This is a genomic window from Serratia sp. Ae19-1 (genome assembly GCF_059801225.1).
In genome coordinates, this window is record NZ_JBCHWD010000005.1 from 199,819 (window position 1) to 221,941 (window position 22,123).

At 60.3% G+C, this 22,123-nt stretch carries 21 protein-coding genes; 2 read left to right on the forward strand and 19 right to left on the reverse strand.

The annotated features are described in order from the left end of the window. Positions 1-26 precede the first annotated feature (26 nt). Entirely contained in the window at positions 27-557 is a 531-nt protein-coding gene (secM, locus tag AAIE04_RS16170) for a secA translation cis-regulator SecM (RefSeq protein WP_043128869.1), read from the reverse strand. Positions 558-583: 26 nt separating this feature from the next. Between secM and AAIE04_RS16175 the strand changes: the two genes are divergently transcribed. Beyond that, on the forward strand, positions 584-1,099 hold the full coding sequence (locus tag AAIE04_RS16175) for a DUF721 domain-containing protein (protein ID WP_498577342.1): 516 nt from the start codon (positions 584-586) through the stop codon (positions 1,097-1,099). Between the two features lie 113 nt (positions 1,100-1,212). Here the strand turns inward: AAIE04_RS16175 and lpxC are convergent, their stop codons facing one another. The 16 genes from lpxC to mraZ form a co-directional block, all read right to left on the reverse strand. Then, entirely contained in the window at positions 1,213-2,130 is a 918-nt protein-coding gene (gene lpxC, locus AAIE04_RS16180; protein ID WP_025159644.1) for a UDP-3-O-acyl-N-acetylglucosamine deacetylase, read from the reverse strand. Positions 2,131-2,233: 103 nt separating this feature from the next. Next, positions 2,234-3,388 (reverse strand): cell division protein FtsZ, encoded by a 1,155-nt coding sequence (ftsZ, locus tag AAIE04_RS16185; protein ID WP_004932757.1) that lies wholly within the window; start codon positions 3,386-3,388, stop codon positions 2,234-2,236. 74 nt (positions 3,389-3,462) lie between these two features. Beyond that, complete coding sequence (gene ftsA / locus AAIE04_RS16190) at positions 3,463-4,719, reverse strand: cell division protein FtsA (RefSeq protein WP_004932758.1); 1,257 nt, start codon at positions 4,717-4,719, stop codon at positions 3,463-3,465. Next, positions 4,716-5,567: a cell division protein FtsQ gene (ftsQ, locus tag AAIE04_RS16195; RefSeq protein ID WP_019455074.1), complete on the reverse strand. Its 852-nt coding sequence runs from the start codon at positions 5,565-5,567 to the stop codon at positions 4,716-4,718. The genes ftsA and ftsQ overlap by 4 nt, the downstream gene beginning before the upstream one ends. Before the next feature lies 1 nt (position 5,568). Continuing rightward, positions 5,569-6,489 carry a D-alanine--D-alanine ligase gene (locus tag AAIE04_RS16200; RefSeq protein WP_498577343.1) on the reverse strand — a complete coding sequence of 307 codons (921 nt, stop codon included), beginning with the start codon at positions 6,487-6,489 and terminating at the stop codon, positions 5,569-5,571. Next, positions 6,482-7,957 (reverse strand): UDP-N-acetylmuramate--L-alanine ligase, encoded by a 1,476-nt coding sequence (murC, locus tag AAIE04_RS16205; protein ID WP_498577344.1) that lies wholly within the window; start codon positions 7,955-7,957, stop codon positions 6,482-6,484. The genes AAIE04_RS16200 and murC overlap by 8 nt, the downstream gene beginning before the upstream one ends. Positions 7,958-8,041: 84 nt before the next feature. Further along, on the reverse strand, positions 8,042-9,106 hold the full coding sequence (gene murG, locus AAIE04_RS16210; protein ID WP_025159642.1) for an undecaprenyldiphospho-muramoylpentapeptide beta-N-acetylglucosaminyltransferase: 1,065 nt from the start codon (positions 9,104-9,106) through the stop codon (positions 8,042-8,044). Positions 9,107-9,109: 3 nt separating this feature from the next. After that, entirely contained in the window at positions 9,110-10,312 is a 1,203-nt protein-coding gene (gene ftsW, locus AAIE04_RS16215; protein WP_063918156.1) for a cell division protein FtsW, read from the reverse strand. After that, positions 10,309-11,628 (reverse strand): UDP-N-acetylmuramoyl-L-alanine--D-glutamate ligase, encoded by a 1,320-nt coding sequence (murD, locus tag AAIE04_RS16220; protein ID WP_498577345.1) that lies wholly within the window; start codon positions 11,626-11,628, stop codon positions 10,309-10,311. Before murD ends, ftsW begins: the two co-directional genes overlap by 4 nt. A gap of 2 nt (positions 11,629-11,630) precedes the next feature. Then, positions 11,631-12,713, reverse strand: coding sequence for a phospho-N-acetylmuramoyl-pentapeptide-transferase (gene mraY, locus AAIE04_RS16225; RefSeq protein WP_004932782.1), 1,083 nt, complete (start codon positions 12,711-12,713; stop codon positions 11,631-11,633). Beyond that, positions 12,707-14,068, reverse strand: a complete 1,362-nt coding sequence (gene murF, locus AAIE04_RS16230; RefSeq protein WP_498057229.1) for a UDP-N-acetylmuramoyl-tripeptide--D-alanyl-D-alanine ligase — start codon at positions 14,066-14,068, stop codon at positions 12,707-12,709. The genes mraY and murF overlap by 7 nt, the downstream gene beginning before the upstream one ends. After that, entirely contained in the window at positions 14,065-15,552 is a 1,488-nt protein-coding gene (gene murE, locus AAIE04_RS16235) for a UDP-N-acetylmuramoyl-L-alanyl-D-glutamate--2,6-diaminopimelate ligase (protein WP_498577346.1), read from the reverse strand. The genes murF and murE overlap by 4 nt, the downstream gene beginning before the upstream one ends. After that, positions 15,539-17,302 carry a peptidoglycan glycosyltransferase FtsI gene (locus AAIE04_RS16240; protein WP_019455066.1) on the reverse strand — a complete coding sequence of 588 codons (1,764 nt, stop codon included), beginning with the start codon at positions 17,300-17,302 and terminating at the stop codon, positions 15,539-15,541. Before AAIE04_RS16240 ends, murE begins: the two co-directional genes overlap by 14 nt. Before the next feature lie 42 nt (positions 17,303-17,344). Beyond that, complete coding sequence (gene ftsL / locus AAIE04_RS16245; protein ID WP_015376645.1) at positions 17,345-17,665, reverse strand: cell division protein FtsL; 321 nt, start codon at positions 17,663-17,665, stop codon at positions 17,345-17,347. After that, positions 17,662-18,603: a 16S rRNA (cytosine(1402)-N(4))-methyltransferase RsmH gene (gene rsmH, locus AAIE04_RS16250; protein ID WP_498577347.1), complete on the reverse strand. Its 942-nt coding sequence runs from the start codon at positions 18,601-18,603 to the stop codon at positions 17,662-17,664. The genes ftsL and rsmH overlap by 4 nt, the downstream gene beginning before the upstream one ends. A 2-nt stretch (positions 18,604-18,605) precedes the next feature. Further along, the gene (gene mraZ, locus AAIE04_RS16255) at positions 18,606-19,064 is read right to left on the reverse strand and encodes a division/cell wall cluster transcriptional repressor MraZ (RefSeq protein WP_025159638.1); all 459 of its coding nucleotides are present in this window, start codon (positions 19,062-19,064) and stop codon (positions 18,606-18,608) included. Positions 19,065-19,928: 864 nt separating this feature from the next. On the opposite strand from mraZ, the gene AAIE04_RS16260 reads away from it, so the two are divergent. Next, the gene (locus tag AAIE04_RS16260; RefSeq protein ID WP_019455064.1) at positions 19,929-20,369 is read left to right on the forward strand and encodes an L-alanine exporter AlaE; all 441 of its coding nucleotides are present in this window, start codon (positions 19,929-19,931) and stop codon (positions 20,367-20,369) included. Positions 20,370-20,409: 40 nt separating this feature from the next. On the opposite strand, the gene cra is transcribed toward AAIE04_RS16260, so the two are convergent. Beyond that, positions 20,410-21,414 carry a catabolite repressor/activator gene (cra, locus tag AAIE04_RS16265; RefSeq protein ID WP_004932801.1) on the reverse strand — a complete coding sequence of 335 codons (1,005 nt, stop codon included), beginning with the start codon at positions 21,412-21,414 and terminating at the stop codon, positions 20,410-20,412. Positions 21,415-21,631: 217 nt separating this feature from the next. Further along, positions 21,632-22,123, reverse strand: coding sequence for an acetolactate synthase small subunit (gene ilvN, locus AAIE04_RS16270; protein ID WP_025159637.1), 492 nt, complete (start codon positions 22,121-22,123; stop codon positions 21,632-21,634).

Sequence of the window (22,123 nt, forward strand, 5' to 3'; positions counted from 1 at the left end):
ATGGTTTTTGTGCCCTAAGGGCGGAGTCAGACGAGCGCGGCAGGCCCGGCACGAATGCCCTGTACCTGCGCCACCCACAGGCCGGTCTGGTGCCGCGCCAGCGTTGGCAGCACCTCAAGGTGTGTGTGACGAATGATGGTCGGCGGCTTCGGCTCGTGCGTCAGCAGCGCGTTGAGAGTAGAAAGCAGCGCCAGTTGCGCCACCTGCAAAGGGGGTTCCGCTTCGGCTTCGCTCTCCTGCACCCGCGCATAAACCGCCTGCGGCGCCAGCGCGAAAGAGAGGTGACGAATGACGGTGCGCAGCGCATGCTGCTGCCAGTAATCTACGCTGAAGGTAGGGCGGCGGTGCGCGTCCTGCAGCAGGGCCAGGCTGTTGAAGGCGCCGTTGGCCGAATTTTGCCGGTTAAGGCTGGACGATGTGCTCGGCAGTGCGGCCTGATCGGGAGCGCCGGACAAATTGGAAGACGCGCCAAGCGTGGCCGCAACCATCCCTAACAGGAGATGGGGCCAGAAATAACGTCTGCCAAATTGTCGCCAACGATTTAGAATACCGATCACGAGTTTATAATCCGCCGGAGCCCATTATGCGCGATAGCCGTCCACAATTATTAGATGTCCTGTTCGACGACGCGTCTGCCGGCAGCAAAGGGCCGCTGCATAACGTCCAGCAACGCGCGGTGGCGCTGCTCAAGCTTAACCGTGCAGTGAAGGGCCTGTTGCCCGCTCCCCTGCATCCCTGGTGCCGCGTCGCGAATTTCCGACAGGGTATTTTAGTGCTCGAAACGGCAAATGCCAGTTGGATGATGCGCTTGCGCTACGAACAACCCGCTTTGCTGTCTGCACTACGAGCGCAAATTCTACCATCATTGTCGTCGATCGACATCAGGATTAATCCGGCCTTGATGGCGAAAGGCAGCAACCAGGTGCAAAGCGCCGAAAAAGCGCCGGAAAAAACCGTGCCGATGCGCCATTTGAGTCTGGAAAGTGCAGAAGAGCTGAGGGGATTGGCGAGCCGTAGCCCGGAGAAACTGCGCAAGATATTGGAACGGCTGGCTGCATTGGCCGGAGAGGGTACCAACACAACCAGTCGTGATAAGTAATCAGCGACACAACTGCAAAACATCGGGCAGCCGACATCACACCCTCGTGAGCCTGAATGCTCAGGCTCTCAGGGGATGCGCCTGCCGTTACTCGCAGGCGAGGAATTCAGACCTTACGCCAATACGGTAGACGGCGCCTTGAATGCCAATGGCATTTCGGCTTCGTCCTGGAAGGTCACGTATTCCCACGCTTCCTGCTTGGCCAGCACGGCCTGCAGCAGTTTGTTGTTCAACGCGTGGCCAGACTTGTACGCGGTGAACGCGCCAATGATGTTGTGGCCGCACATGAACAGGTCGCCGATGGCGTCCAGCATTTTGTGACGTACGAACTCGTCTTCGAAACGCAGACCGTCTTCGTTCAGCACGCGGTAATCATCCACCACGATGGCGCAATCGAAGCTGCCGCCCAGGGCCAGGCCGCGGGACTGCAGGTATTCGATGTCACGCATGAACCCGAAGGTACGCGCGCGGCTGATTTGACGCACGAACGACTCAGCCGAGAAATCGAGACGATAGCGCTGAGAGCTGGCGTCGATAGCCGGGTGGTTGAAGTCGATGGTGAAGTCCAGGCGGAACCCGTTATGCGGGGACAGCTCGGCCCACTTGTCGCCATCTTCAACGCGCACGGTCTCTTTCAGACGCAGGAATTTCTTCGCCGAGTTCAGTTCTTCGATGCCGGCATCCAGCAGCAAGAACACGAACGGACTGGCGCTGCCGTCCATGATTGGGATTTCAGCGGCGTCGACTTCAATGACGATGTTGTCGATGCCCAGCCCAGCCAGCGCGGCGTTGAGGTGCTCAACGGTCGAAATACGCACGTCATGCTCATTCACCAGGCAAGTACAGAGCATGGTATCACGCACGGATTTTGCATCAGCCGGAAAATCAACCGGTGGATTCAAGTCAGTGCGACGATAGATGACCCCGGTATTAGCCGGCGCTGGGCGCATTGTCAGCGTGACTTTCTTGCCGGTATGCAAACCGACACCAGTCGCCTGAACAATACGTTTTAATGTCCTTTGTTTGATCATCGTTTTATCTCGCAATGTTATCCATCCTACCAGCCAAGCATACAGCAAGGCTGGCGGGACAGTTTAGCACAAAGAGCGGAGATTCCAAATTCTCAGGATATTCTTAGTCTGCCTGTTTACGCAGGAAGGCTGGAATATCAAGATAGTCGGGCTCTTTATTCGGCTGCGCAGCTTGGTCGTTGACCACCTTGGCGGCAGGTTTCACTTCCTGCGGCAGAGGCGACATACCGTGCTGCTGGTAACGGTGATCCATCACCGGCTGGCTGGCCTGCTTATTGGTCACCAGGGTGATTTCAGGACGCTTGTCCATGCCGATACCGGTCGCCACCACGGTGACGCGCAGTTCGTCGTTCATTTCCGGATCCAGCGAGGTACCGATAACCACGGTCGCGTTGTCGGAGGCGAACGCGCGGATGGTGTTACCCACGGTTTCGAACTCATCCAGACGCAGGTCGAAGCCGGCGGTGATGTTGACCAGCACGCCGCGCGCGCCAGACAGATCGATGTCTTCCAGCAGCGGGCTGGAGATCGCCATTTCGGCCGCTTCTTCGGCGCGGTCTTCACCGCAAGCGACGCCGGAACCCATCATCGCGTAGCCCATTTCGGACATCACGGTGCGCACGTCGGCAAAGTCGACGTTCATCAGGCCCGGACGGGTGATCAGCTCGGCGATACCCTGCACCGCGCCTTTCAGCACGTCGTTGGCCGCGCCGAACGCGTCCAGCAGAGAGATGCCACGACCCAGAACCTTCAACAGCTTGTCGTTCGGGATGGTGATCAGCGAGTCCACGTGTTTGGACAGTTCAGCGATACCCTGCTCCGCGAATGCCATGCGCTTTTTGCCTTCGAAGTTGAAAGGCTTGGTCACCACGGCCACGGTCAGAATACCCAAATCTTTAGCCACTTCAGCCACCACTGGCGCCGCACCGGTACCGGTACCGCCGCCCATGCCGGCCGCGATGAAGACCATGTCTGCGCCGTCCAGCGCTGCGCGCAGGGCTTCGCGGTCTTCTTCCGCTGAATTGCGACCCACTTCAGGGTTCGCGCCCGCACCCAGACCTTTGGTAATACCGCTACCAATCTGGATGGTTTGGCCAACCGCCGTTTTGCGGAGCGCCTGGGCGTCCGTGTTCACAGCGAAGAATTCAACACCTTCGATGCGCTCGCGCACCATGTGTTCAACGGCGTTGCCACCGCCGCCGCCGACGCCGATGACTTTAATCACCGCGTCATTGGTTAGTTCCATTGGTTCAAACATAGTTTCTCTCCGTTTTGTGCCTGTCGCTGCGAGATCATAAAAAGATTACTCAGCATGATCTCTTTGTTGAAACATTAAAACTCTTTTCTCAGCCAGCTATTGATGCGTTTAAACCAATTGCCCACCGAGGCGCGTTTTTCTACTTCTGTCTCACCGCTCAGGTGAGACTCTTTTCCATAGTGCAGCAGACCTACCGCCGTTGAGTAGTAAGGCTCCTGCGCATAATCCGTCAGACCCGTGATGTTCAAGGGTTGGCCGATGCGTACCTGAGTGTGGAACACCCGTTGCGCACAGGCTGCCAGGCCATCAATCTGGGCGGCACCACCGGTCAGCACGATACCTGCCGCCAGATGATGCTTCACCCCTTGCTGACGCAGTTGCTCCTGCAATTGCAAAATTTCATCGTTAACCAGATTCAACAGTTCGGTGTAGCGTGGCTCAATGACTTCAGCCAGCGTCTGTCTTTGCAGACTGCGCGGAGGACGTCCCCCGACGCTAGGCACCTCTACATTCTCATCCTTGCTAACAATCGACCCAAGCGCACAGCCGTGTCGAACTTTAATCGCTTCCGCGTCGGTCGGCGGCGTGCCGAAGGCGTAAGCGATATCGCTGGTGACCACGTTCCCGGCGTAAGGGATCACTTTGGTGTGGCGCAGCGCACCGCCGGTGTACACCGCCATATCCATGGTGCCGCCGCCGATATCCACCACGCAAACGCCGAGTTCGCGTTCATCTTCGGTCAGCACCGCGTAACTCGCGGCCAGACCGGCAAAAATAAGTTGGTCAACTTTCAGGCCGCAACGTTCCACGGCCTTGACGATGTTCTTCGCCATATCGTTATGGCAGGTAATCAGATGCACCTTGGCCTGCATGCGCACGCCGGACAGCCCAACCGGGTTTTTGATGCCTTCCTGATAATCGATGGCGTATTCCTGAGGAATCACGTGCAGGATACGGTGTTCGTCGCGCACGCGCACCGATTTGGCGGTGTGCACCACGTTCTCCACGTCGTCCTGCGTCACTTCCTCTTCCGAAATAGGCACCATGCCGATTTCGTTCTGGCAGCTGATGTGTTTGCCCGACAGCGCCAGGTACACCGAAGAGATCTGGCAGTCCGCCATCAGCTCGGCCTGATCGATGGCGCGCTGCACGCACTTCACCACCGACTCCAGGTCGTTTACGCCGCCCTTATCCATGCCGCGAGACGGGCAGCTGCCCACCCCGATAATGTTGACCATGCCATCGGGCAGAACTTCCCCTACCAACGCGGAGACTTTTGCAGTACCGATCTCCAGTCCAACTACCAGTTTTCTGTCCGTCGACTTGATCATTGTTGTTTTGCCTGTGCCTGATTCTGTTGCTGATTACTGTTTTGCTGACCGCCAAGCGCCTGCGGATCGACCAACACCGGAGCCCACCCTACCGAAGCGCCGGACTCGTAGCGCAGATCGACATAGCTGACACGCTTGCTCTCCGCCTGGCCCTGCTGCTGCAATACCGGGTAAAGCTCGATAAACCGCTGCAAACGCCCGTTGCGGTCATCGCGCCCCAGCTCAAGCCGGACATCGTTGTCCAGCGCCAGCTGCCAGGAATGGCGCGCGGTCATCGCCGCCATTTTCAGCGTATATTTGCTGGCCGCCAACGTGGCGCTCATCGCCCGATAGCCGTCCAGCACATCCTGCTCGCTCCCTTCCGGCCCGTAGAGCAGCGGCAACTTCTGTTTGCCTGCCCGCTCCGCCGGCACGCTGAACGCTTTGCCCTCGGCGTCCACCATGTGCAAATCGTTCCAGCGCGCCACCGGGACGTACTCCACCAGATGGATCTTCAGCTCATCCGGCCATTGTTTGCGCACGCTGGCCTGCTTGATCCACGGCAGACGTTCGATCTGCTGCTGGATAACGTCCACATCCTGCGTCATGAAGGTGCCGGGCGCGCCCAGCGCCAGGATCGCCTGACGAATATCATCGTTGGTGGTGTAATGGCGTTCGCCGGTCACCACCAGCCTTGAGAGCGGCAGGCGACTGGCGTCTTTCATCCAGCCAAGCACCGCCCAACCGCTCCACACGACCGTTCCCAACACCATCAGCAGGAAAATCATCCCCGCCAACTGGGTTCCATTGCTGCGGCGCGGGCCGTTATCCACCTCGCGATCGCGCGCATTCAGGGCAGCTTGCGACATATCAGTCGGCCAACTCCAAAATTCTCGCCACCAACTGCGAGAAGCTTAATCCAAACTGGCGCGCCGCCATCGGCACCAGGCTATGACTGGTCATGCCCGGAGAGGTGTTCACCTCAAGCAGATAGAAGCGGCCATCGCTGTCTTGCATCACGTCCACGCGGCCCCAGCCGCTGCAGTCCAGACCGCGGTAGGCGCGCAGCGCCAACGCCGCCATCTCGGCTTCCTGCTCGGCGCTCAAACCGCTCGGGCAGAAGTACTGCGTGTCGTCCGATATGTACTTGGCCTGGTAGTCGTAAAACACGCCGGCCGGCTGGATGCGGATCGACGGCAGCACCTGGTCGCCCAGCATCGCTACGGTGTATTCCGGGCCGCTCAGCCACTTCTCCACCAGCACGTCGTCGTCATGGCGGAAGGCCTCTTCCAACGCGGCTTCCAACGCGGCGCTCTCGGTGACCTTGCTCATGCCGACGCTCGAGCCTTCGCGGCTCGGCTTGACGATCAGCGGCAGGCCGAGATCCGCCACGCGCGCCAGCAGCGCCGCTTTATCGGCGTCGAGGTACTGCTGGCGATTCAACGCCACGTAAGGCGCCACCGGTAAGCCCATCGACTGCCACACCATCTTGGTGCGCCATTTGTCCATGGTCAGCGCCGAGGCCATTACGCCGCTGCCGGTATAAGGCAGCTCGAGGAACTCCAGCAGCCCTTGCAGGGTGCCGTCCTCGCCGCCGCGACCGTGCAGCGCGATAAACACTTTGGTGAATTCCTGCTCTTTCAGCTGGGTCACCGGGAAATCGCGGGTATCGACGCCGTGCGCATCGATACCGGCTTCGCGCAACCCGGCTAGCACAGCGGCGCCGGATTGCAGGGAAACGTCACGCTCAGCGGAGGTGCCGCCCAGCAGAACTGCAACTTTATCAGCCATGGTGCTCCTCCTCTTTCTTCGGCGGCTGCAGCTTCAGCTCAGCCAGTTTACGCGCGATTTTGCCCACGTTGCCGGCGCCTTGCACCAGCACCAAATCGTCATCCTGCAGCAGCTGCGCCAGCGTTTCCGGCACGGTGTCAGCATCGGAAACCAGAATCGGATCCAGCTTGCCGCGGCTGCGGATGGTGCGGCACAGCGAACGGCTGTCCGCGCCAGGGATCGGCGCTTCGCCGGCGGCGTACACGTCGAGCATCAGCAGCACATCCACCTGCGACAGCACGTTGGCGAAATCGTCATACAGGTCGCGGGTACGCGTATAACGGTGCGGCTGGAAGATCATCACCAGACGCTTGTCCGGCCAACCGGCGCGCGCCGCTTTCAACGTGGCGTCCACCTCGGTCGGATGGTGGCCGTAATCGTCCACCAGCATCGCGCTGCCCGCTTTGCCGTTGACCGGCTCCAGCGGGAACTCGCCGAGGAAGTCGAAGCGGCGCCCAGTGCCCTGGAACCCCGCCAGCGCGCGCAGAATATCTGCGTCGTCGATGCCTTCTTCGGTCGCTACCGCCACCGCCGCCGCCGCGTTCAACGCATTGTGGCGGCCCGGCGCGTTCAGCGTTACCGTCAGCAACGGCTTGTCCTGACGGCTCAGGGTAAAGTGCCCCTGCGGCCCAATCTGCCGGTAGTCTTCGATGCGCACATCGGCATCTTCACTGAAGCCGTAGGTGGTGATATGGCGACCTACGCGCGGCAACAGCTCACGCACTACCGGATCGTCGATGCACATCACCGCGCGGCCGTAGAACGGCAGGTTGTGCAAGAAATTGATAAACGTCTGTTTCAGGTTCTCGAAGTCGCCCTGGTACGTGTCCATATGGTCGGCTTCGATGTTGGTGACCACGGCCACCATCGGCTGCAGATGCAGGAACGACGCATCGCTCTCATCCGCTTCCGCGATCAGATAACGGCTGGACCCCAGTCGCGCGTGGGTGCCCGCCGCCTTCACCAGCCCGCCGTTGACGAAGGTCGGGTCCAGGCGGGCTTCGGCATAAATGCTCGAGACCATCGCCGTGGTGGTGGTTTTGCCGTGCGTGCCGGCAATAGCGATGCCGTGACGAAAACGCATCAGCTCCGCCAGCATTTCAGCGCGGCGGATCACCGGGATGCGCGCTTCACGAGCGGCGACGATCTCCGGGTTGTCGGCGGAGATGGCGGTAGAAACCACCACCACGCTCGCATCCAGCACGTTTTCCGGGCGGTGATTGAAGTAAATCGTCGCCCCGAGCGCGCTCAGCTGCTGGGTCACCGGATTCGGCGCCAGGTCGGAGCCGCTGATCTGATACCCTTCGTTTGCCAACACTTCGGCGATACCACCCATGCCGGCGCCACCGATGCCGACAAAGTGAATGTGCCGGACGCGACGCATCTCGGGCACGATAGTACGTAGTTTCGCCAGTTGTTGTGTATTCATCACTCTCTCTAATCCGGACCCGGTATCCCGGCCCTACATCACATTGCTTTTATTCAGGTTCGGCGCACCGAACCCCTGCACTCGTTACTTGGCAAGCCGCACCAGCTCCGCCGCCACGCGCTCGGTGGCGTCAGGAATGGCGACCGCGCGCGCTTTCTCGGCCATGGCCAGCAGCGTCTTGCGATCCCAGCTCGCCAGCAGTTCGGCCACCACATCGGCGTTGAACTGCGGCTGTTCGATAATCTTCGCCGCGCCGGCTTGTTCCAGCGGACGCGCGTTCCAGTACTGCTGACGATCTTTATGCATGAACGGCACGAAGATCGCCGGCAGCCCCGCCGCCGCGATTTCGCTGACGGTCAACGCGCCGGAGCGGCAGACCACCACGTCGGCCCAGGCATAGGCGGCGGCCATATCGTCGATGAACTCGGTCACCTTGTGCTGCGTCTGTCCTACCCTTTCGTAGTCACGCTGCACCGTTTCCAGCGCGCCCTTGCCCACCTGATGCCAGAGCGTAATTCTATCGCCCAAACGCGCCGCGACTTCAGGAACTGTCTGATTCAGCACGCGCGCGCCCTGACTTCCGCCAATGACCAGCACGCGGATCGGGCCTTCGCGCCCTTGCAACCGCTCCGCCGGCAACGGCAGCGCCAGCACGTCGGTACGCACCGGGTTGCCCACCACCTCGGCGTTCGGGAACGCGCCGGGGAAGGCCTGCATCACTTTGGCGGCGATGCGCGCCAACCAGCGGTTGGTCAGGCCGGCAATGCCGTTCTGCTCGTGCAATACCACCGGGATACCACACTGCCAGGCCGCCAGGCCGCCGGGGCCGGAAACGTAACCGCCCATCCCCAGCACCACATCCGGCTGATAGCTGCGCATGATGGCTTTCGCCTGGCGCACCGCCTGCCAGATGCGCAATGGCGCAGTCAGCTGGGCCTTCAGGCCTTTGCCGCGCAGGCCGGAGATGCGGATAAAATCAATCTCGATCCCGTGCTTCGGCACCAGATCGGCTTCCATTCGGTCTGCGGTTCCGAGCCAGCGCACCTGCCAGCCCTGCGCCATCAGATGATGCGCGACCGCCAGCCCCGGGAACACGTGCCCGCCGGTACCGCCTGCCATCACCATTAAACGCTTAGGTTTCCCGCTCATCCCTTACCTCTTCACAAACGCCTGAGCCTTGGTCAGGCGCGTTTCATAATCAATTCGCAGCAACAGCACGATGGCCGTCGACATAATCAGCAGGCTCGAACCGCCGTAACTGATCAGCGGCAGCGTCAGACCTTTGGTCGGCAGCATACCCGCGGCGGCGCCGACGTTAACCAGCGCCTGGAAGCTGAACCATACGCCGATCGCACAGGCCAGGAAGCCGGAGAAGCGCTGGTCGATCTCCAACGCGCGGCGCCCGATGGACATCGCGCGAAAAGCGACGAAGAATACCATTAACAGGGCTAAAACCACACCGATATAGCCCAGTTCTTCCCCCAAAATGGAGAAGATGAAGTCGGTGTGCGCTTCCGGCAAATACTCCAGTTTCTGCACCGAGTTGCCGAGCCCCTGTCCCCAGAACTCGCCGCGGCCAAACGCCATCAGCGACTGGGTCAGCTGGTAGCCGCTGCCGAACGGGTCGGCCCACGGGTTCCAGAACGAGGTCACGCGGCGCATACGGTACGGTTCCGCGATGATCAGCAGCACCACGGCGAACACGCCGGAACCGATGATCGCCAGGAACTGCCACATTTTCGCGCCGGCCAGGAACAGCATCGCCAGCGTGGTGATGAACAGCACCACCACGGTGCCGAGATCCGGTTGCGCCAGCAGCAGCACCGCCAACACCACCATCACGCCCATCGGCTTACAGAAGCCCCAGAAGTTGCTGCGCACCTCTTCCACCTTGCGCACCAGGTAGCTTGCCAGGTAGCAGAACAGCGACAGCTTGGACAGCTCCGCCGGCTGAATACGCAACGGACCGAGCGCAATCCAGCGCGATGCCCCGTTCACCGAGCTCCCCACCACCAGTACGATCAGCAGCATCACTATCGACATCAGCAACATAATGTTGCTGTAGCGCTGCCAAACTTCCATCGGGACGCGCAGCGTCACCAGCGACAGGCCGAACGCCAGGCCGAGATACAGCGCATCACGTTTGGCGAACAGGAACGGATCGTCCGCCAGACGTTGGCCGATCGGCATCGACGCCGAGGTCACCATCACGAAGCCGATGATCGCCAACCCGAAGGTCAGCCACAGCAGGGTGCGGTCGTACAGCACCATGTTGACCGCGTCGTTGTCGCGCGCGCCGGTCACCCAGTCTTTCAGCCGTTCAGTCAGCCCGAAGTTCGGCAAGCGTAGTTTCATCCGCCAAGCTCCTGCGCCAGGCGGACGAACTCGTCGCCGCGCACTTCAAAATTACGGAACTGATCGAGGCTGGCGCAGGCCGGCGACAGCAACACCATATCGCCGGGCTGTACGCGGCCGGCGATGGCGCGCATCGCCTGCTCCATAGTCTCGGTCAGCGTCGCCACTTCCGGCCGCAGCTGCGCCAGCTGGGCGCCGTCGCGGCCAAAGCAATACAGACGCACGTTGTCGCCCTGCAGATAACGCGCCAGCGGCGAGAAATCGGCGGACTTGCCGTCGCCGCCCAGCAGCAGATGCAGCGTACCGTCCACCTGCAGGCCGTTCAGCGCCGCTTCGGTGCTGCCGACGTTGGTGGCTTTGGAATCGTTGATCCAACGCACGCCGTTGTGCTCCCAGGCCAGCTGGAAGCGGTGCGCCAGGCCGGTGAAGGTGGTCAGAGCCTTCAGGCTGGACGCGCGCGGAATGTTGACCGCATCCGCCAGCGCCAGCGCCGCCAGAGCGTTGGTGTAATTGTGGCGGCCGGTCAGCTTCATCTCGCGCGTATTCAACACCTTCTCACCGCGCACCCGCAGCCAGGTTTCCCCCTGCTGACGGTTCAGGTGATAGTCGCCCACATCCGCGCCGAAGCTCACGCAGCGCTCGTCGGCGCCGCGCACCGGCATGGTCAGCGCGTCGTCCGCGTTCACCACGCACACTGCGGCGTTTTCATAAACGCGCAGCTTGGCGCCGCGGTACTGCTGCAGGCCGAACGGATAGCGATCCATATGGTCTTCGGTCACGTTCAGAATGGTCGCCGCCGCCGCCCGCAGGCTATACGTCGTTTCCAGCTGGAAGCTGGACAGCTCCAGCACATACAGCTGGCATTCCTGGCGCAACAGGCTCAGCGCCGGCAGGCCGATATTGCCGCCCACGCCTACCGCCCAACCGGCGGCCTTCGCCATCTCGCCCACCAGGGTGGTGACGGTGCTTTTGCCGTTCGAGCCGGTGATCGCCACGATCGGCGCCTGCGCCTCACGGCAGAACAGCTCGACGTCGCCGACGATCTCCACGCCGGCATCCGCCGCAGCGCTCAATGCCGGAGTCGCCAACGCGACGCCCGGGCTGGCGACGATCAGATCCGCCGCCAGCAGCCAGTCCTGATTCAGATCGCCCAGATGGCGCTCCACGCTTTCAGGCAGTTTGTCCAACCCTGGCGGCGCGATACGGGTATCCATCACGCGCGGCGTCACGCCGCGCGCCATGAAGAAATCGACACAGGACAGGCCGGTGAGGCCCAACCCGATGATGACGACTTTTCTACCCTGATAGTCTGCCATGATTAACGCACCTTCAGCGTTGCCAGGCCAATCAGCACCAGCATCAGCGAAATGATCCAGAAGCGCACGATCACGCGCGGTTCCGGCCAGCCTTTCAATTCATAGTGGTGGTGAATCGGCGCCATGCGGAAAATGCGTTGCCCGCGCAGCTTGAACGATCCCACCTGCAGGATCACCGACAGCGTCTCTACCACGAACACGCCGCCCATGATCACCAACAAGAACTCCTGGCGCAGCAGCACCGCAATGGTGCCCAGCGCGCCGCCCAGCGCCAGCGAACCGACGTCGCCCATAAACACCTGGGCCGGGTAAGTGTTGAACCACAGGAACCCGAGGCCGGCGCCGACGATGGCGGTACACACGATCACCAATTCACCGGCATGACGCAGATACGGGATATGCAGGTAGTTGGCGAAGTTCATGTTGCCGGTCGCCCAGGCCACCAGCGCAAAACCGGCCGCCACGAATACCGTCGGCATGATCGCCAGGCCGTCCAGACCGTCGGTCAGGTTGACCGCATTGCTGGTGCCGACGATGACGAAATAGGCCAGCAGGATGTACAGCAGGCCCAGCTGCGGCATCACGTCCTTAAAGAACGGCACAACCAGCTCGGTGGCTGGCGTGTCTTTTCCTACGGCGTACATGGCGAATGCGACGATCAGCGCAATCACCGACTGCCAGAAATACTTCCAACGGGCGATCAGCCCCTTGGTGTCCTTACGTACCACCTTGCGGTAGTCGTCGACGAAACCGACGATACCGTAACCCACCAGCACGAACAGTACGCACCAGACATAGGGGTTGGACGGGTAAGCCCACATCAGCACCGAAATGGTGATGGAGGTCAGGATCATGATGCCGCCCATGGTCGGCGTGCCGCGCTTGCTGAAGTGCGACTCGGGGCCGTCGTTGCGCACCACCTGGCCGAAGGACATTTCTTGCAGACGCTTGATCACCCGCGGGCCCATCCACAGCGACAGGAACAGCGCGGTCAGCAGGCTGACAATGGCTCGGAACGTCAGGTAAGAAAAGACGTTGAAGCCTGAGTAATACTTGACCAAATGCTCGGCCAGCCAAACTAACATGGTGCTTTCTCCTGTAACGCGCGTACTACCTGCTCCATTGCGGCACTACGTGAACCTTTGATTAACACGGTGATGACCGCATGTTCCGACAGTAATTCCGCCACGCGCGCGATCACTGCTGTCTTGTCCTGATAATGTTCGCCGTTGCCGGAGGCTTCGCTCAGTACGCGGCTCAAACCGCCGACGCTGATGACTTTGTCGACTCCGGCCAGACGGGCGGCTTCGCCCACCTGACGGTGGCACTCTTCCGCTTCTGCGCCCAGCTCGGCCATATCGCCTACCACCATCACGCGGTAGCCCGGCATTTCCGCCAGCACCTGCGCCGCCGCGGTCATCGACCCGACGTTGGCGTTATAGCTGTCGTCCAGCAGCAGCTTGCCTTCGGCCAGCGCCACCGGGAACAAACGCCCCGGCACCGCCTGCAATTGTTTTAACCCCTGACGCACCGCTTCCAGAGTGGCGCCTACCGACATCGCCAGCGCCGTGGCCGCCAACGCGTTGGCCACGTTGTGGCGCCCCGGCAGCGGCAGTGCGATCTCGGCGCTGCCGAACGGGCTGTGCAGCGTGAACTGCGTGCCTGCGCCGTTCACCCGCACCTCGTCCGCGAAGAAGTCCACGCCTTCGGCGGCCTGTGGTGAGAAGCGCCAGACGGTTTTGCCGCCCAGCATGCTCTGCCAGTGCGGCCAGTCATTGTTATCGGCGTTGATGATCGCCACGCCGTCGGCCGGCAGGCCGGTAAAGATTTCACCTTTCGCCTGGGCGACGCCGGCCAGCGAGCCGAAGCCTTCCAGGTGCGCAGCCGCCAGGTTGTTCACCAAAGCGGTCTGCGGACGCGTCAATGCGGTGGTGTAAGCAATTTCGCCAATGTGGTTAGCGCCCAGCTCTATCACGGCAAAATCATGCTGCGGCTCCAGACGCAACAGCGTCAGCGGCACGCCGATATCGTTATTGAAGTTGCCGGCGGTATGCAGCACTTCGCCGCATTCACGCAGAATGGCGGCGGTCATTTCTTTCACCGACGTCTTGCCCGAGGAACCGGTCAGCGCTACCACGCGCGCCGGCACCTGCTGACGCACCCAGGCGCCAAGCTGCCCCAGCGCCAGACGGGTGTCTTGCACCACCAGCTGCGGCGCGTCCACTGATAAGCGCTTACTGACCAGCAGCGCCCCGGCGCCTGCGGCTACGGCATCCGCCGCAAAGTCGTGCGCGTCGAAGCGCTCGCCTTTCAGCGCCACAAACAGGCAACCGGCGGTCACCTTGCGGGTGTCTGTCGTCACCTCGACAATTTGGCAATCGGCGCCAATCAGTTCAGCGCTCAATACCTCAGCCAGTGTCTGAAGAGAGACAGGGATCATGCCAGCACCCCCAGCAGTCGGGCGACCGTCGTGCGGTCGGAGTAATCCAGGCGGCGGTTGCCCACCAGCTGATAATCTTCGTGGCCTTTGCCCGCCACCAACACCACATCCTGCTCCTGCGCCTGCATGATGGCGCTGGTCACCGCTTCGGCGCGGCCGTGGATCACCAACGCCTGCCCGGCGTCCAGCAATCCGGTCAGGATGTCGTTGATGATCGCGCGCGGCTCTTCGGTGCGCGGGTTGTCATCGGTGATCACCACGCGATCCGCGAACTGCTCGGCGATGCCGCCCATCAGCGGGCGCTTGCCCTTGTCGCGATCGCCGCCGCAACCGAAGACGCACCACAACTGCCCCTGACAGTGCAGGCGCGCGGCTTCCAACGCTTTCTCCAGCGCATCCGGCGTGTGGGCGTAATCCACCACTACCGTCGGTTTGCCCGGCGCGTTGAACACTTCCATGCGGCCGCAGACCGGCTGCAGACGGTTGCCGGCTTCCACCAGCGCCGCCAGCGAATAGCCCAGCGACAGCAACGTCGCCAGCGCCAACAGCAGGTTGCTGACGTTGAAAGCGCCCATCAGGCGGCTTTCAATCTCGCCGTCGCCCCAGCTGGAGCTGAAACGAATAGTCGCGCCGTTGTCGTGATAGTCGACCGCCGTGGTTTTCAGCCAGCGGCCGTGGCAGCCCGGCTGCAGGTTGTCCTGCATCGTCACCGCTACCGCATCCGGCAATTTGCCGAGCCAGCGCTGACCGACTTCATCGTCGGCGTTGATGATCGCCTGCCCCACGTTGTGGGCGGCGAACAGCGACCATTTGGCCGCTTCGTAATTGGCCATATCACCGTGGTAGTCCAGGTGATCGCGGCTCAGGTTGGTGAAGACCGCCGCAGCGAACGGCAGCGCCGCCACCCGGTGTTGCACCAAACCGTGGGAAGAAACTTCCATGGCGGCGAAGGTCGCGCCCTGTTCCGCCAAATCGTTTAATACGTGTTGAACATCCACCGCAGAACCGGTGGTATTCTCGGTCGGACACACCTGACCCAGCAGGCCGTTGCCGACGGTGCCCATCACCGCGCTGGTTTCGCCCAGCAGTTGGCTCCACTGCGCCAGCAGCTGCGTGGTGGTGGTTTTGCCGTTGGTGCCGGTCACGCCGACCAGGCGCAAGCGCTCGCCCGGCTGGTGGTAAAAACGCCCGGCCAGCGCGGAAAGACGCTGGTTCAATTGGCTCAGGTAGATCACCGGCACGCCGTGCATCTCAACGATGGCGCCGTCTTCGGCCTGACCGTCAGCCTCGGCGATCACAGCGGCGACGCCCTGCGCGATGGCCTGCGGAATATAGCGGCGCCCATCCGTTTGATGGCCGACAACGGCGACAAACAGATCCCCGGCAGCCGCCACACGGCTGTCTAATGTCATTTCCCGCAGCGCGCGCCCGGGTGCCGTCGGCACCCACGGGGCGAGTAAGTCGCGCAAATTACGATCTGCCACCTGAACCCTCTTTCTTGTTAATCACTAATTCGCTTTTGTCACCGGTAGGCAACGCGTCAGGCTCGACGTTCATGGTGCGCAATACGCCGCCCATGATCGCGCCGAACACCGGCGCGGAGATTGCGCCACCATAGTATTTCCCACCCTGCGGGTCGTTGATGACGACCACCAGGGCAAAACGGGGGTTACTTGCCGGCGCGACGCCGGCGGTATAAGCGATGTATCGGTTGACGTATTTGCCGTCCGGGCCCACTTTTTTCGCGGTACCGGTCTTGATGGCGATACGGTATCCCTTGATGGCGGCTTTCACGCCGCCGCCGCCCGGCAAGGCCACGCTTTCCATCATGTGCACCACGGTGCGCACCAGAGGTTCAGGGAAAACGCGTTCGCCGGCGACCGGAGGGTCAACCTTGGTGATCGACAATGGGCGATACACGCCCAGGCTGCCGATCGTTGCATAGACTCGCGCCAACTGTAACGGAGTTACCATCAGCCCGTAGCCGAAAGAGAAGGTGGCCCTCTCTATGTCAGACCACCGTTGTTTTTTTGGGTATATGCCACTGCTTTCTCCGACCAGCCCCAAATTGGTCGCTTTTCCCAGCCCAAAGCGAGAGTAAGTATCTACTAACGCTGAGGACGGCATCGCTAACGCCAGCTTTGAAACACCGACGTTACTCGACTTCTGCAAGATCCCGGTCAATGACAGCTCCGAGTACCGCGCCACGTCTTTGATTTCGTGGCCCTGAATGCGGTACGGGATGGTGTTCAGCACGCTGTTTTCTCGCACCACGCCGTTTTGCAGCGCGGTCATCACTACCATCGGCTTCACGGTTGAACCGGGTTCAAAAATATCGGTGATAGCGCGGTTACGCATGGTCTCTTTCGGCGTACCGGCCATGTTGTTCGGGTTGTAAGACGGGCTGTTGGCCATCGCCAGCACTTCGCCGGTGTTCACATCGATCAGCACTGCGGTGCCCGATTCGGCCTTGTTGAACGCCACGGCGTTGTTCAGCTCGCGATACACCAGCGCCTGCAGGCGCTCATCGACGCTCAGCACCAGGTTGTGCGCCGCCTGGCTGTCGACGGAGGAGATATCTTCGATCACGCGGCCGAAGCGGTCCTTGCGCACCGTTCTCTCGCCCGGTTGCCCGGTCAGCCAGCGGTCGAAGCTCTTCTCGACGCCTTCAATGCCTTGTCCGTCGATGTTGGTCACGCCGATGATGTGCGACGTCACCTGCCCCGCCGGGTAGTAACGGCGCGATTCCTGCCGCAGGTAGATGCCCGGCAGCTTGAGTTTGTGGATGTAGTCGCCGATCGCCGGGTTAACCTGGCGAGCCAGATAAACGAAGCGCCCTTTCGGGTTGGCGTTGATACGGTTGGAGAGTTGGTCCAGCGGGATGTTCAGCGCATCGGAAAGCGCTTTCCAACGGCTGTCCAGCGTGATGCCGCCGCGCTCGTTCAGCTCTTTCGGATCGGCCCACACCGCATTGACCGGCACGCTGACCGCCAACGGGCGGCCGGCGCGATCGCTGATCATGCCGCGCGCGGTTGGCACTTCCTGCACGCGCAGCGAACGCATGTCGCCTTCTTTCACCAAGCGATCGGGATTGATGACCTGCAGGTAAGCGACGCGCAGCATCAGACCGACCATCGCCAGCAAAATACAGCCGCACAGCAACGCAAAACGCCAGCTGACAAAGCTGGCCTGATCTTCCTGGCGTCTCATCTTACCGGGGCGCGCTGCTTTCATGCGTTTCCTTTCTACTCCGTGTCATTATTCCGGTTAAACCATTCATTGTTTAACGATGATATTTTCCTGCGATGGATCAACATGTTGCATCTGCAGTTTTTCTGTCGCGATACGTTCAACCCGGCTGTGATCGCCGAGGGCGTTCTCTTCTAAAATCAGGTTGCGCCACTCGATGTCCAACGCATCGCGCTCCAATACCAGCTGCTCGCGCTCGGCGGTCAGCAGGCGGGTGCGGTGCGCGGTGGTCACCACGAAAATCGCGGAGACCAGTGACGCAATCAGTAAAATCAGAGGGATCTTGGCGTTGCGCAGCAGATCGCCGCCAATGACCCCAACCAGACCGTGACGTTCGTTGCCGATCACGCGGGCATCCTCTCAGCAATACGCAGCACCGAGCTGCGCGCACGCGGGTTGTCCGCCACTTCCGCTTCCGACGGCATCATTTTGCCCAGCGCTTTCAGCGTCCGGCCGCCCATGCCGCGCAGCTGTTCTTCGGTCAACGGAATGCCGGCCGGCACCTGAGCGCCGCGGCTATGGTGACGCATAAAGCGTTTGACGATGCGGTCTTCCAGCGAGTGGAAGCTGATGATCGACAAACGGCCCTGTGGGGCCAGTACTTCCAGCGCGCCGTCGAGCGCACGCTCGATCTCTTCCAGCTCGCTGTTGATATAGATGCGGATCGCCTGGAAGCTGCGCGTCGCCGGGTGCTTATGCTTTTCCCGGAACGGACTGGCATCGGCGATCAGATCCGCCAGCTCTTTAGTGCGCGTCATCGGCTCCACGCGGTTTCTTTCCACGATGGCGCGCGCGATGCGCTTGGCGAAGCGCTCTTCGCCAAAGGTTTTCAGCACCCAGGCAATGTCGTCCGTTTCAGCCTTCATCAGCCATTCTGCGGCAGACAGGCCGGTGGACGGATCCATGCGCATGTCCAACGGACCGTCGCGCATAAAGGAGAACCCGCGCTCTGCGTCGTCAAGCTGCGGCGAGGAAACGCCCAGATCGAGCAGAACGCCGTCGATTTTGCCCACCAGTTCGCGCTCCCGCACATAGTGCGACAACTCGGAGAATGGGCCGTGTACGATAGTAAAACGAGGATCTTCAATAGATTTGGCGGCTGCAATCGCCTGAGGGTCACGGTCAATCGCCAGCAAGCGCCCTTCCGGCCCCAGCTGGGACAGAATCAGACGAGAATGGCCACCGCGACCAAAAGTACCGTCGATATATATGCCGTTGCTGCGGATATTGAGGCCGTTGACGGCTTCGTCCAGCAGGACGGTGGTGTGTTTATAGTTTTCCAACATGCTTATAGCGACAAGTCCTGTAGCCGCTCAGACAACGGTTCCTGAGTCGACTGTTCAGCGTCAATATCATCCTTGACTTGTTGATACCAGGTCTGTTCATCCCACAGTTCAAACTTGTTGAACTGACCGACCAGCATCACTTCTTTCGTGAGCCCGGCGTGTTGCCGCAGCGTATTGGCGAGCAGCAAACGACCGGCACTATCCATCTGACACTCACTGGCATGCCCCAGCAGCAGGCGCTGAACGCGGCGCTCGGCGGGATTCATGCTCGACAGACGTGATAATTTTTGTTCAATAATTTCCCATTCGGGCAAAGGATAAAGCAGCAGGCAGGGCTGATGGAGGTCAATGGTACAGACCATTTGGCCTTGCGATTCCTCGTTGAGCAATTCCCGATATCGGGTAGGTACGGCGAGCCGCCCTTTGCTGTCGAGGTTGACCATCGTCGCTCCACGGAACATTCCTGAGCTACCCCTTAGTGACCGTTTTCACCACTTTACCCCACAAATTCCCACACAATGGAGTTTACGGAGGGTATGAAAACCTTGTCAAGCCAGAGCGGCAGCGCTTTGGCAATATTTCTCTGGTCATTTTGGGAGCTGACTCGCGAAAGAAACTCTGATTATTCGACGATTAAAAATTAACACCATGATAAACGGAGAGAATTTTCTAAGCGGAAAGAATCTGATTAAAAACCTGACGAACTGGCGATTAATTAACTCATTACTTCCTTCTGCAAGCCATGTCTCATTTTTCAGCTCGGCAATCTCAGGGCTGTAACCGCTGGCGAGCCGCGCCCGCCAAGGCTCGGCGTTTGGCGAACCGTTCGCGGAATAAGGCCATAACTCCTTGAGTTAATAACGCTCAATCGTTATTCACCGTCAAACCGCGCGCTATTTTACTTCAATTCGTGCACCAATGATGAGGCCGCGACAAAAATAAATGGCTCGGATATTACGAGCAGAAGCAATTTCTATTTAAATCAATTTGGTAAGATTATTCCCAAAATACCTGTTTACAATTATGGTTTCATTTTCTTACACCTTTATTTCCACAATTTTTTCCGGAAAAAATCCCCACCCGGCCCGAAAAATCGCAACACTATGTTTTTAATGAATTTATTTAAAAACACCGATTTTAATCTCTCCGCCCCATCCTGCCCCCCGGTTCTGCGGGACAAAAACCGAACAAATGTTAAAAATAAAAATATAAAACTAGTTAAAAAACACAATGTAGATTAGTAAACTACTAAAAAAGCAAAAACTCAGAATTAACAACCAAAAAATAATAATTTAACGGTATTTTAACCATAAAAGGAGACACTCATGCTTTCGCCCGCCGCCCACTGGCGCAGCGCCGCCGCCGATACGTTCGCGTTGGTGGTGTACTGCTTTATCGCCGGCATGGCGATCGAGGTGTTGATCTCCGGCATGAGCTTCCAGCAATCCCTCTCTTCCCGCCTGCTGTCGATCCCGGTCAACATCCTGATCGCCTGGCCTTATGGCCGCTATCGCGATCTGTTTATTCGCACGGCGCGCCGCAGCCCGCGCGGCCAGTTCCTGCTGCGCAATCTCGCCGATTTGCTGGCCTATGTCAGCTTTCAGTCGCCGGTTTATGCCGCCATTCTGTGGAGCGTCGGTGCCGACGGCCAGCAAATGCTGGCGGCAGTAACCAGCAATGCGCTGGTCTCCATGGCGATGGGTGTGGTGTATGGCTACTTCCTGGAGTATTGCCGGCGGTTGTTTCGGGTGACGGGTTACGTCTAAGACAGGAGCCCGGTCATGCGGGCCCCTGCTCGACGGCGAACTATTTGCGGCTCAGGCTGCCGCGGCGGAACAGATTGCGACGAATACGCGTCAGCCCCGGTTTAGGTTTACGCGGTTCGTCCAGGCTGGCCAGCACCAGCTCCAGCACGCGCTCGGCCACGTCGCGATGGCGCTGCGCCACCGCAAGCACCGGGCACTCGAGGAAATCCAACAGTTCATGATCGCCGAAGGTGGCGATCGCCAGATCGGTCGGCAAACGGCCGCGTTGCTTCAACGTCACGTCCATCACGCCCTGCAGCAAAGAGAACGAGGTGGTGAACAACGCCTGCGGCATCGGGTGAGTTTTCAGCCATTCGGCAAACAGCGCCCCGGCGGCTTCACGCTCGTAGCTGTTGGCGTACAGATAATCGACGTGGCGGGGGTCCTCTTGCCAGGCCTGGCGGAAGCCCTGCTCACGCAGGAAGCTGACCGATAGCTCCGGCAAGGCGCCCAGATACAGCACCGATTCCGCCGGGAAGGTGCGCAGCTCTTGCGCCAGCGCAAAGGCGTCTTCCTGATCGGCGCCCACGACGCTGATGAAATGCTCGCGATCCAACGCGCGGTCCAGCGCGATGATCGGCAACGGATCGTTGGCCCAGCGTTGGTAGAAAGGGTGCTCCGGCGGTAACGCGGTGGAAACGATGATGGCGTCCACCTGGCGCTGCAGCAGGTGTTCAATGCAGCGCATTTCGTTGTCCGGCTGATCTTCGGAACAGGCGATCAGCAATTGGTAACCGCGCTGGCGCGCCTGACGCTCCAGGTAGTTGGCGATGCGGGTATAGCTGGTGTTTTCCAGATCCGGGATCACCAGACCGATAGAACGGGTACGCCCGGCGCGCAGCCCCGCCGCGACGGCATTCGGGTGATAGTTATGCTCCCTGACCACGGCCATCACTTTCTCGACGGTTTTATCGCTGACACGATACTGCTTCGCCTTGCCGTTGATGACGTAACTGGCCGTCGTGCGCGAAACGCCCGCGAGACGCGCGATTTCATCCAGTTTCACATTAACCCCTTAATGACGCTGAAAATAGAAGTGAAGGCTGTGCTCGGATTAACCATGACATCCCGTGCGGTTATTCAATCCAGCCTCTGCGATCTAACAGCAGAAAACACTGCCTAGCAACCGCTTTTGCCGAAAGGTGCCAGCAATCGGGCAAAAAATACCGAAAAACAAAGGGCGCAGCCACGCCGCGCCCCGATTATTCGCCAGCAGACCGCGCTCAGCGCATGATTTTGTCGCCGCGCGACACGCCGACCACGCCGGAGCGCGCCACTTCCACGATTTCCGCCACGTCACGCACCGCACTCAGGAAGGCGTCCAGTTTGTCGCTGGTGCCGGCCAATTGCACCGTGTACAGCGTTGCCGTCACATCGACGATCTGCCCGCGGAAGATGTCGGCGCAGCGTTTCACCTCTTCACGGCCATAGCCGCTGGCCTGCAGCTTCACCAGCATGATCTCGCGCTCGACGTGAGCGCCCTGCACCAGCTCGCTGACGCGCAGCACGTCCACCAGCTTGTGCAATTGCTTCTCGATCTGCTCCAGCACTTTCTCGTCGCCGACGGTCTGGATCGTCATGCGCGACAGCGTCGGATCGTCGGTCGGCGCCACCGTCAGGCTTTCGATGTTATAACCGCGCTGGGAGAACAGCCCGACCACGCGCGACAAGGCGCCGGATTCGTTTTCCAGCAAGACAGATAAAATACGGCGCAT

What these genes read in the sequence shown, in the direction of transcription:
- AAIE04_RS16175 (WP_498577342.1), top strand. Translation starts at nt 584, where the DNA reads ATGCGCGATAGCCGTCCACAATTATTAGATGTCCTGTTCGACGACGCG.
- lpxC (WP_025159644.1), bottom strand. Translation starts at nt 2,130, where the DNA reads ATGATCAAACAAAGGACATTAAAACGTATTGTTCAGGCGACTGGTGTC.
- ftsZ (WP_004932757.1), bottom strand. Translation starts at nt 3,388, where the DNA reads ATGTTTGAACCAATGGAACTAACCAATGACGCGGTGATTAAAGTCATC.
- ftsA (WP_004932758.1), bottom strand. Translation starts at nt 4,719, where the DNA reads ATGATCAAGTCGACGGACAGAAAACTGGTAGTTGGACTGGAGATCGGT.
- ftsQ (WP_019455074.1), bottom strand. Translation starts at nt 5,567, where the DNA reads ATGTCGCAAGCTGCCCTGAATGCGCGCGATCGCGAGGTGGATAACGGC.
- AAIE04_RS16200 (WP_498577343.1), bottom strand. Translation starts at nt 6,489, where the DNA reads ATGGCTGATAAAGTTGCAGTTCTGCTGGGCGGCACCTCCGCTGAGCGT.
- murC (WP_498577344.1), bottom strand. Translation starts at nt 7,957, where the DNA reads ATGAATACACAACAACTGGCGAAACTACGTACTATCGTGCCCGAGATG.
- murG (WP_025159642.1), bottom strand. Translation starts at nt 9,106, where the DNA reads ATGAGCGGGAAACCTAAGCGTTTAATGGTGATGGCAGGCGGTACCGGC.
- ftsW (WP_063918156.1), bottom strand. Translation starts at nt 10,312, where the DNA reads ATGAAACTACGCTTGCCGAACTTCGGGCTGACTGAACGGCTGAAAGAC.
- murD (WP_498577345.1), bottom strand. Translation starts at nt 11,628, where the DNA reads ATGGCAGACTATCAGGGTAGAAAAGTCGTCATCATCGGGTTGGGCCTC.
- mraY (WP_004932782.1), bottom strand. Translation starts at nt 12,713, where the DNA reads ATGTTAGTTTGGCTGGCCGAGCATTTGGTCAAGTATTACTCAGGCTTC.
- murF (WP_498057229.1), bottom strand. Translation starts at nt 14,068, where the DNA reads ATGATCCCTGTCTCTCTTCAGACACTGGCTGAGGTATTGAGCGCTGAA.
- AAIE04_RS16240 (WP_019455066.1), bottom strand. Translation starts at nt 17,302, where the DNA reads ATGAAAGCAGCGCGCCCCGGTAAGATGAGACGCCAGGAAGATCAGGCC.
- rsmH (WP_498577347.1), bottom strand. Translation starts at nt 18,603, where the DNA reads ATGTTGGAAAACTATAAACACACCACCGTCCTGCTGGACGAAGCCGTC.
- mraZ (WP_025159638.1), bottom strand. Translation starts at nt 19,064, where the DNA reads ATGTTCCGTGGAGCGACGATGGTCAACCTCGACAGCAAAGGGCGGCTC.
- AAIE04_RS16260 (WP_019455064.1), top strand. Translation starts at nt 19,929, where the DNA reads ATGCTTTCGCCCGCCGCCCACTGGCGCAGCGCCGCCGCCGATACGTTC.
- ilvN (WP_025159637.1), bottom strand. Translation starts at nt 22,123, where the DNA reads ATGCGCCGTATTTTATCTGTCTTGCTGGAAAACGAATCCGGCGCCTTG.